The sequence below is a fragment of the Alienimonas chondri genome (assembly GCF_013036045.1).
GTDB lineage: Bacteria > Planctomycetota > Planctomycetia > Planctomycetales > Planctomycetaceae > Alienimonas > Alienimonas chondri.
Genome location: NZ_WTPX01000281.1, coordinates 1 through 3,074 on the forward strand (window position 1 = coordinate 1; position 3,074 = coordinate 3,074).

General features: G+C 69.8%; 2 protein-coding genes. One reads left to right on the plus strand and one right to left on the minus strand.

Translation table 11 applies throughout. The features are described 5' to 3' along the window. A partial coding sequence (locus tag LzC2_RS20935) for a hypothetical protein (protein WP_171189971.1) occupies nucleotides 1-610 on the minus strand: 610 nt, incomplete at its 3' end. A 424-nt stretch (nucleotides 611-1,034) separates the two neighbouring features. Between LzC2_RS20935 and LzC2_RS20940 the strand changes: the two genes are divergently transcribed. After that, nucleotides 1,035-3,074 (plus strand): TolC family protein (locus tag LzC2_RS20940; RefSeq protein WP_171189972.1); only part of this gene is annotated, 2,040 nt, incomplete at its 3' end.

Consider the following 3,074-nt stretch of genomic DNA (forward strand, 5'->3'; position numbering starts at 1 on the left):
AGAACGTCCCGGTCGACGGGGCGGCGACGGTGAGCCGATCGACGCCGAGCGCGGCTCGACCTCCGTCGGCGAGGGTGCGTTCGGTCGCCGCGAGCCCCCCCGCCGCATGCAGCCGCGCCGCGAACGCCGCCGCGGATCGCTGTCGAGCCAGTTCGTCCCGCAAACGGGCCAGTTCGCGACGGGTGCGGCCCTCCTCCCAGATCTCCGCGAAGGCCCGGACGGCCTCCAACGCCAGCAATTCCCCGCCGCGGACCTCCGCCGGATCAAACGCCGCTTCCACCACCGCGCCGCCCCTGCCGCCTTGCAGCGCGATCGGGCAGAGAGCCAGCGTGAACGGCGTCGGGTTGCCGCCGGCGCCCTCTTTAGAGAGATCGGAGAGCGGCGGGACCATCGCCGCCGGGTTGTCCGCCGCGGAGCGAATCAGCGCCGACCGATCGACGGCTTCGGAGAGCGCTCCGCTCGCCGCGACGCAATGCGCCTCGTCGCCGTCGATCTCCCACACCGCGGCGCCCGCGGATCGGGCGCCGCGTTGCAACCGATTGAGGAACGCGGCGTCCACCGCGGCCGGGGGCAGATCGGCCCGCACCAGCGCCGCGGCTTCGTCCAACATCCGTTCCACGTCCGCCCACCCGCCCGGCGGCGGGACGGATGCGGGGGACGATTGGTTCGCGGACGAATGATTCGATCCCGAAGAAGAACCGGCGGCGGGCGGGGCGTTGCTCAGCGGGCCGGGAGATTCGGGGGCGAACGAATGGGGGCGGAGCCTAGCGCCCCCATCCTCTCCGCCCTGCTGATCGACGCAAACCTCGGCTGTCGCATCGGCTTGAGATGATGCGACGGCCGCCTCCGTCGCGTCGGATATTGCACTGAACCATCCTCATCGGCGGGCATCGCGGCGGCGACTTTGACGGCGCTTCCGGTCAATCCGCCGGTTGTTCGGTGTGTTCCGATGAAGCCAGTTCCGCCGCCGCGCCGATTCTCCCTGCACATCCGCGGCCCCACCGCGCCCGCCGTGCATTCTCCCCCCCGACCCCATGTCCGCAATTCGACCGGCCCCCGCCGACCGTATTTCAACGGCGGCAGCCCGTCGTTGGCGGCGGGCCTTGGGGACGCTGTGCCTGGCGGGACTAACGACGACGGGCGTCGGTTGCACGACGGTCGACGCTCTCCGGCTGAGGGGGGCGGACCGCAACGTCGCGCTCGAGCAGGTTCCGCAGGCTCCCCGCGTCCCGGACGTGATCCCGGCCGCGGCCACGGAACACGATCCCCGCGGCACGCTCGGTTTTAAACCGCGAACGATTCGCGACGCCGACGCCCCGGTCGAACATTGGGAGATCTCCCTGCAGGAGGCGATCGCCTTCGCGGTCGAGAACAGCACGGTGGCCCGCGATCTGGGCGCCGCGGTGTTGCGAAACCCGGATAGCGTCCGCACCCGGTTCGACCCCGCGTTGCAATATACGGACGCCCGATTCGGCCCGGAGGCGGCGCTGGCCGCGTTCGATGCGGAGTTCACCTCGTCGCTGCTGGCGCAGAACAACGACCGCATCATTAATAACCAGTTCGCCGGCGGCGGCGTGCAACAGTTCCAACAGGATCTGCTCACGTCGCAGTCCGAACTGCGCAAACGCACCGCGACCGGCAGCGCCTTCGCCCTGCGGCAGTTCACGGAATACGACAAGAACAACGCCCCCGCGAACCTGTTCCGCAGCGCCTACGAGAATTACGTCGAGGCTGAAGCCCGTCAGCCCCTGCTGCGGGGCGGCGGCGTGACGTTCAACCGCCTCGCCGGACCGAACGGCGAGCCAGGGTTCTATAACGGCGTCGTCATCGCTCGGGTGAATCACGAGATCAGCCAGACCGAGTTCGAAACCGGCCTGCGGGACTTCGTCAGCGACGTGACGAACGCCTATTGGGAACTGACGTACGCCTATCGCAACCTCAACGCCAAACGGCAGGCCCGCGATCGGGCGATGGTGGTCGCGGAAGCGTTCCGGGATCGTGCCGAAGGCTTGGGCGGGTCGGACGCGGAGAAAGAGGCGCTGGTCCGCGAGCAATACTTCCGGTTCCAGGAAGAGGTGGAAGAAGCGCTCGCCGGGCGGCCGATCGAATACACCTTCACCGGCGCCGGACGCGGCGGCGGCACGTTCCGCGGCGGCGGCGGGGTGCAGACGGCGGATCGCCGGCTGCGGTTGCTGATGGGCGTGCCGCTGAACGACGACCGCGTCCTGCGCCCGCTCGACGACGGCCCGGCCGTTCCTCCGGAGATCGTCTTCGATTGGGGCGCGATCGCCACTCGCGCCCTCGACGTACGGCCGGAATTGCGGACGCAGCGGCTGCGCGTCCGTCGGGCGGAGATGGAATTGGAAGCGTCCAAGAACTTCCTCTCCCCGCAGCTCGACGCGATCGCCCGCTATCGGGTCCGCGGGTTCGGCGATCGGCTCGTCAGCGCCGCGGACGGTCCGCCGGGACCGCAGATTCCCGGCAGCGAAGCGTTCGAGACGCTCTCCAGCGGCGACTTCCAGGAGTGGGAAGTCGGGATGGAGTTCAGCATGCCGCTGGGCTTCCGCCGCGCTCACGCCGCGGTTCAGAACGCCGAACTGAAGATCGCCCGGGAACGGGCGCTGCTCCGCGAGCAGGAACGGCAGGTCATGTACGATCTGTCCAACGCCGTCGCGGAGAAAGACCGGGCCTATCAAAGCCTGCAAACCAGCCTGAACCGGCACGCCGCGGCGCTGGAGCTGCTGGACTCGCTGGAGAACCGCTTCGGGCTGGCTCGGCCGTCCGTCGAGGGAGCGGGCGCCGAAGCGGCCGCCGCCGGCGGCGTGGGCGAGTTCGGCGAACTCGATCGCTTGTTGGACGCTCAGCGCCGGGTGACCGATTCGGAACTCGCCGTGTTCCGGGCGCGGGCGTCCTACGAAGTGGCGATCAAAAACGTCTTCTTCGAGACCGGCGAACTGCTGCAATATCATGAGGTGCTGCTGTCCGACGGCGGCGCCTCGGGACCGGGCGTCTCCGCGCCCGGCGGTCTGATCGCTCCGCCCGCCCCGGCGCCCGCGCCGCGGCCGGACGTCCTC